The organism is Streptomyces sp. H27-H5 (assembly GCF_026627505.1).
GTDB lineage: Bacteria > Actinomycetota > Actinomycetes > Streptomycetales > Streptomycetaceae > Streptomyces.
The window spans coordinates 1-5,696 of record NZ_JAPNLK010000199.1 but is presented as its reverse complement, the minus strand read 5'-3'; the positions used below and the strand labels follow the sequence as shown (position 1 = coordinate 5,696).

Sequence of the window (5,696 nt, the reverse complement as noted above, 5' to 3'; positions counted from 1 at the left end):
GCACTCAACGCGATCAGACTCGACGCCCACTGGACCGAAAGCCCCCTCCGACGCACCCGCACCAGCCGCCTCGAACGCCTCGCCTACCAGCTCACCGCGTAACCCCCACGAATTGCGCAGCAGAGTCACGGGAGGGCTTGCGGTGGGAGTATCGGGGTGCATCGGCTAGGAGCGTGGGTCAGTAACCGGTAAGTGGCCGGGCGGTCGTGATCGGCGGGATTGGTCGTGGGCCGCTCGGTGTGCCTGTCGGTGTCGGTGGTGTCGTCATCGGGGGCTGGGGATCGGCGACAAGGGTCGCCCGCCGGGGCCGATCAGGCGGTCGCTGCCGCGAGTCCGGTGGCCCCGACGTGTCCGAAGGACTTGCGGAAGTTGTGGCAGGCGGCCAGCAGGCGCCACTCGCCTCGGGCGCCGTCCTCGCCGCGCAGAAGAAGCTGTCGGCCGTTCTGGCAGGTCATGATCTGGCCGAAGACGGGTTCGACGATGGCCTTGCGGCGGCTGTAGGCCTTGCGCCCGGGCTTGGTCCGCAGCTTGCGGGCCATGCGCTCCTTCAAGGTCGCCTCCTGGGGGATGCGTCCGCGGGGTGCGGGCGGGACCTGTTCGTCGTGGCCGAGACGGCCGGCCGCCATGAACGTGTCGGTGCCGCAGGCGAGTTGGCGGTCTTTCGCGGCCTCAAGGTTCATCTCGGAGCAGTATCCGGCGTCGACGAGGGCCTGCTTGGGGTGGATGCCGGTGTTCTGGGCGGACTGGTCGAGCATGGTGGTGTAGTTCAGCGCGTCCGAGGCGTTCGTGGTCACGTCGGCGGCGGTGATGACCTGGTGTTCGGCGTCGACGACGGCCTGGGCGTTGTAGGCCTGGATGTAGGCGCCGTCACCGTTCTTCATGATCCGCGAGTCGGGGTCGGTGAAGTTGGCCTGGGACTTCGGCTTGGGCCGCGCCTTGGCGGCGGCCTGCTCGCCGGCGCCGGTGACGGCTTGCTCGTCGCTGGTGCCCGCACGGGCCTGGCGGCGACGTTCCTTGTCCTCGGCGTGGCGGCGGGCCTTGTCGGCAGCCTCGGTCTCGATCTGGGCACGGGCGGCCTGAAGCCTGGCCAGGCGCTTTTCGCGCCGGTCGAGCTCGGCGGGCAGATCGGTGTCCTTGCCGTCGACGCCGTAGATCTGGTCCTCGGCGGCGTCGACGCGCTCGGCGTCGGCCAGCAGCGCGGCGGCTGCGGCCTCCAGAGCGGCGATCTCCGCCTCGATGCGCTCCTCCTTGTCGATGAGCCGGCCGTAGCTCATCGCCTTGTGCTTGGAGGCGTTCGCTTCCAGCTTCGTGCCGTCCAGGGCGACACGGCCCATCTTGGCCATGCCCAGCTTCTGCGCCAGGTGCAGCGACTGGGTGAACAAGTCGGCGAGCGCGTCCAGGTGACGGCGGCGGAAGCGGGAAATCGACCGGAAGTCCGGGGCCTGGCCGGCGGCCAGGAACCGGAACGCGACATCGTCGACGCAGCGGCGCTCGATCGCCCGCGAGGAGCGGATGCCGATCGTGTAGCCGTAGATCAGCAGGCGCACCATCAGGCGAGGATCGTAGGGCGGGAAGCCGCGCTTCTCGGTGTAGTCGGCCAGGATCGGCCCCAGATCCAGCACGCCATCGACCAGGTCCGCGACGAACCGGGCCAGGTGCCCCTCGGGCAGCCAGTCGTCCAGCGACGGCGGCAGCAGCAGGACCTGGTGCGGGTCGAACGCCCTGAACCGCTTGTCCACCGCCGCCGCACGGCCCTGCGGCCGCTTCTTCTCGACCGGCTCGACCTCGAACAGCCCATCCCCACCATGCATACCGCCATCATTCCGTACGAATGATCACGAACCGAAGGCGGGTTGCCGATTACTGACCCACGCTCCTAGCCTTCGGAGGAACTGAGATGACCTCGATCCTCGCCAACCGCCGGACCCACCCGCCACGCAGCATCGACACCCTGAAGGACGTGATCGAGCGTCACGACCTCGAGATCGAAACAGGCAGTAGTTAAGTTACGGTCCCTCACCAGCGCGTCTCCGTCGCGAAATATCGGGCCGCCTTGCGGAGAATGTCCCGTTCTTCCTCCAGCTCACGGATCCTCTTGCGGGCGGCGGCCAGCTCCGCCTGAACGGCGTCGCCGACGGCCTGCGAGGTGGCCGGCGGTGCGGAGTGGGCGACAGGTCGGCGGCCGTCGGCGGCCCGGATCCAGTTCCTCAGCGTCTCGGTGTTCACCCCGAGATCAGCGGCGACCGACTTGATCGTCGCTCCCGGCCTCGAGCGGGACAACGCGACCGCATCCGCCTTGAACTCGGCCGGGTAATGCTTCATCCCCACGGGGACTCCGTTCTCCTGGACCATCAAGATCCAAGTGTCTCCGGTGTCCAAAATCCGGGGTCAAGGTCCACGTTCGGGCGGCTGCTGCCCGCCCTGACCGACACGCTCCACGGCCGGACCGTCCTCGCCTACAAAATGCCCTTCGACCGCGGTGTCCTCGAACGCGAGCTGACCCGCCACCACGCAAGCACCATCGACGCCCAGGGGTGGCTCGGCCACTGCCGGTGGGAGGAAGCGATGGTCCCGTACGCGGTGTGGAAAGGACTGTGGTCCGTCAAACGAGGCGTCTACCGCAACCAACGACTCGGCGGCCCCCACAACGCCGTCGCCGACGCCCGCCTCCTGCTCACCACACTCCGGACAATGGCCACACCCCCCGACCGCTGAAGCCCTCGCGACCCGACGTTCGGCTTCCCACCCGGGGGGACGCGGCGGGCATGTCACCCGATCGGTGATCATTTCGATGAATCCCATCGGCGATCCGGCCTTGCGCCGAGCGGGGGACCGCGACCGCACGCGGCATGCTCCGTTCGGACCCCGACGCGCATCGGTCCCCTGTGCTGGCCTCGGTCCCGATCGGTTCCCACGCGGGAGACGCACGGGCGGCCTCACGGACGGGTTCAAGCCCGTCCACCGGAACCCGGCGCCTCAAACGGACGAAGCGGGTCACACCAGGGCAAGGTCGCCGCGCGTTCCGTGCGTTGAGTCGTCCGTTCGCCAGGACAACGCACGCGACGGCCTGCCCGTTCCCTGAAGAGTGTTCACCGTGACCTCGTGGCGTGGCGGGAGTGTGGAGACGCGCGTGTCCGGCCAAGATCGGTCATATCGCCCGGCGGTGACACCGTCCAGCCTTGTATACTCGCCGGTCGACGCCTTGGCGGCAGAGGCCGGATGGCGGTGTCGATCACTTGATGAAAGGACCATCCTCGTGGCTCTTCCCCCACTCAGTACCGAACAGCGTCGGGCCGCGCTCGAGAAGGCCGTGGTGGTGCGCAGGGAGCGTGGCGCGGTGAGGGGCGCGCTCAAGCGTGGCGAGTTGTCGCTGCGTGAGGTGTTGACCGACGATTCGAAGGCGATCCGCAAGATGCCGGTCCGTGCCCTGCTCGAAGCCCTCCCCGCCATCGGAAAGAGCCGAGCTCGCAAAGTCCTCACCGAGTTGAGGATCGCCGAGAGCCGCCGAGTACGAGGCCTCGGCGCCCGGCAACGCGAACGCCTCCTCGATCGGTTCACGCCCCATCCCTGACCGGTCGCGCCCCGCGGCGCCGAACGCCACGTGTGTCCGGGAACGGGCCGCACACGAGCCGCCTGCGACCGCCTGCGCCGATCCGTGAACGCTCGCTTCGGACACCAGGGCGACTCTGTCGCCCACTTCGCCATGCGGTGACATCGGGCCTCTGAGCCGCGCCCGTGAGGAGGGCGTCTCGTCCGGATCGGCGTCCCGGTCGGGGCGCCCTCGAGGCCGGGCATGCTCTCCTCCCGCGACGTTCCGTGGTTTGGGCGGCAATGTCCCGGGTCGGTCGCTTCACGCGATCACGGGGGTGGGACGGTACGGTCGGGTGTCATGACGATTCCTCGCCCCGTTCCGGTGTTGCCCGCCCAGGGCCGTCGGGTCGCCTTCATCGGCAAGGGTGGGGCGGGCAAGTCCACGCTGCTCGCCTACCTCCTGGCCCATTGGACGTCCTACGGCGTTCCCACCGTCGCCATCGACACCGACACCCCCGGAGACAAGGAACACGGCACCCTGTACGCGCACGCGAACGCGGTGGACCTGGGAGCCCCGGTCCACCCGGCGCCCGCGGTACGCCATATCCGGCGGGAAGCACGACGCCTGTGTCCCGAGAAGGGCGTCTGCCTCCTGGACACCGGGGCTTGGCAACGGAGCGAGAACGGCCGCCACCTGGCGGTGGTGAGCGCCGTGGACAAGGTGATCCTGTGTCTCCAACCCACCCCGAACGAGGTGGAACGGGCGCGGTCCGTGCTCGGCCACCTCCAAAAGCTACAGAACACCGGAATGCCGGTACCGGAGCTCCACATCGTGCTGACGATGGTCGGCCGAAGCGTCGCCGCGGACGACCTGGAAGGCAAACTACAGGCCAGGGGCCATTCCGTACTACGGTCCCGGTTCCTGTTCTCCAGCGCCATGAACGGCCCCGCGCACATCTTCAAACGACCGATCAAACCCCGGACCGGGACAACCACGGACGACCTCGCCCGAGAGATCCTGAACATCGTGGCACGATAAAGCGCGGCACGACGTCGAACACCACCCACACCGACTCCCACGACATCCCGGCCCGGCATGAACCGGGCATCAACCAGGGGACTTGGTCCCAAGACGGCAACACGTCACGCCCGGGCCGCGGTACCACCCCACGGAGGCGGGGGCCTCTGTCCGCGTTCAACCGTCACCGACAACCTGTCTCATGGAGGGAGCCGAGTCAGGAAACCGAGCGGACAGTCGCAGGCGGGGCCTGAAACCGATGGACTCCACCGCTGAGGCAGCAACCCGATCAACGAGCAGACAGATCCGCCCTCGTCCGGGGCCGGGTGGGCGTCGAAGCCGCTTGACGCCGCCGACCGGGGCGATCACCGGTAACGTGCGACGGCTACCGGACCCGCCCGCGGCCGGCAGCTCCACGGGACGGGGAGCGGCCCTCCACGCACGACTCCCCGCGGCCACCATTCCACCCCACTCCCGGGTGAGACCTCCAGTCAACACGCCCGGAAGCCGCAGCCCTCGACCCGCGAACGCATCGGCGGCCCACAACAGCGCGACCCCCAACCAAGTTGTCACCCAGCGCTCTACGCGTCCATGCGGGAGTCGACTCACGAGACGTGGTGACGTCGCCCAGACAGGGCACCCGGGAGACAACCCCCAGCACCCCCTCGGTCAGATCCACGGCCGACAGACAGGCCTCGACCCCCTCGTGGAACCCCCGGGGGAGAGGGGCACGCCCAGACGGTCCAGACCGAGAAAGCGACCGACTCGCCGGGGACCGGCGTTCGACCCAGGGCGTCCGGTGCACCTTGGTGAAGCGCCCGGTGTGACAGGTCCCGGCGATCGCGCCGGGGAGGCGCCTCGGCGGCCGTTTACCGGCAGGTTGCCGCGGCGGCCGTGGTGCCCGTGAAAGTGGGGGCGGCTGTGGGGGCCCCGGTCGGTTTCCCGACCGGTCGGCCGAGCCCCGCCTCGGCCTGGACCACGTCCACCGGCTTGTCGGTGCGCAGCCGTTGGAACAGCCGGGCGGGCGTTGTCAGGTTGGGTGAGTCCTGGTGGGTGTGTTCTGGTTCGGGGCGTATCTGGCCGTGGTGGTGACGGTGGTTCAGGCTGCTGCGGACAGGCCGAGAGTCCCGGTGATCTGGTCCCAGAT

The 5,696-nt window shown here is 69.0% G+C and carries 5 protein-coding genes and 1 pseudogene; 3 read left to right on the top strand and 3 right to left on the bottom strand.

All coding sequences use genetic code 11. The annotated features are described in order from the left end of the window. Positions 1 to 311: 311 nt before the first annotated feature. Together OTB19_RS41310 and OTB19_RS41305 are read right to left on the bottom strand one after the other, a co-directional pair. Positions 312 to 1,739: an IS1182 family transposase gene (locus tag OTB19_RS41310; protein WP_420717025.1), complete on the bottom strand. Its 1,428-nt coding sequence runs from the start codon at positions 1,737 to 1,739 to the stop codon at positions 312 to 314. 277 nt (positions 1,740 to 2,016) lie between these two features. Further along, positions 2,017 to 2,322, bottom strand: a complete 306-nt coding sequence (locus OTB19_RS41305) for a transposase (protein WP_267804009.1) — start codon at positions 2,320 to 2,322, stop codon at positions 2,017 to 2,019. Here OTB19_RS41305 and OTB19_RS41300 point away from each other — a divergent pair. From OTB19_RS41300 to OTB19_RS41290, 3 genes are all read left to right on the top strand, one after another. Continuing rightward, entirely contained in the window at positions 2,314 to 2,715 is a 402-nt protein-coding gene (locus tag OTB19_RS41300) for a hypothetical protein (RefSeq protein ID WP_267804008.1), read from the top strand. The genes OTB19_RS41305 and OTB19_RS41300 overlap by 9 nt on opposite strands. Positions 2,716 to 3,256: 541 nt before the next feature. Next, positions 3,257 to 3,571 carry an integration host factor, actinobacterial type gene (gene mihF / locus OTB19_RS41295; RefSeq protein ID WP_267804007.1) on the top strand — a complete coding sequence of 105 codons (315 nt, stop codon included), beginning with the start codon at positions 3,257 to 3,259 and terminating at the stop codon, positions 3,569 to 3,571. A 318-nt stretch (positions 3,572 to 3,889) separates the two neighbouring features. Further along, the gene (locus tag OTB19_RS41290) at positions 3,890 to 4,570 is read left to right on the top strand and encodes a hypothetical protein (protein ID WP_267804006.1); all 681 of its coding nucleotides are present in this window, start codon (positions 3,890 to 3,892) and stop codon (positions 4,568 to 4,570) included. An 848-nt stretch (positions 4,571 to 5,418) separates the two neighbouring features. On the opposite strand, the pseudogene OTB19_RS41285 reads toward OTB19_RS41290, so the two are convergent. Then, positions 5,419 to 5,696 (bottom strand): annotated as a pseudogene (locus tag OTB19_RS41285) (hypothetical protein); the annotation flags it as partial.

What these genes read in the sequence shown, in the direction of transcription:
- OTB19_RS41305 (WP_267804009.1), bottom strand. Translation starts at nt 2,322, where the DNA reads ATGAAGCATTACCCGGCCGAGTTCAAGGCGGATGCGGTCGCGTTGTCC.
- OTB19_RS41300 (WP_267804008.1), top strand. Translation starts at nt 2,314, where the DNA reads ATGCTTCATCCCCACGGGGACTCCGTTCTCCTGGACCATCAAGATCCA.
- OTB19_RS41290 (WP_267804006.1), top strand. Translation starts at nt 3,890, where the DNA reads ATGACGATTCCTCGCCCCGTTCCGGTGTTGCCCGCCCAGGGCCGTCGG.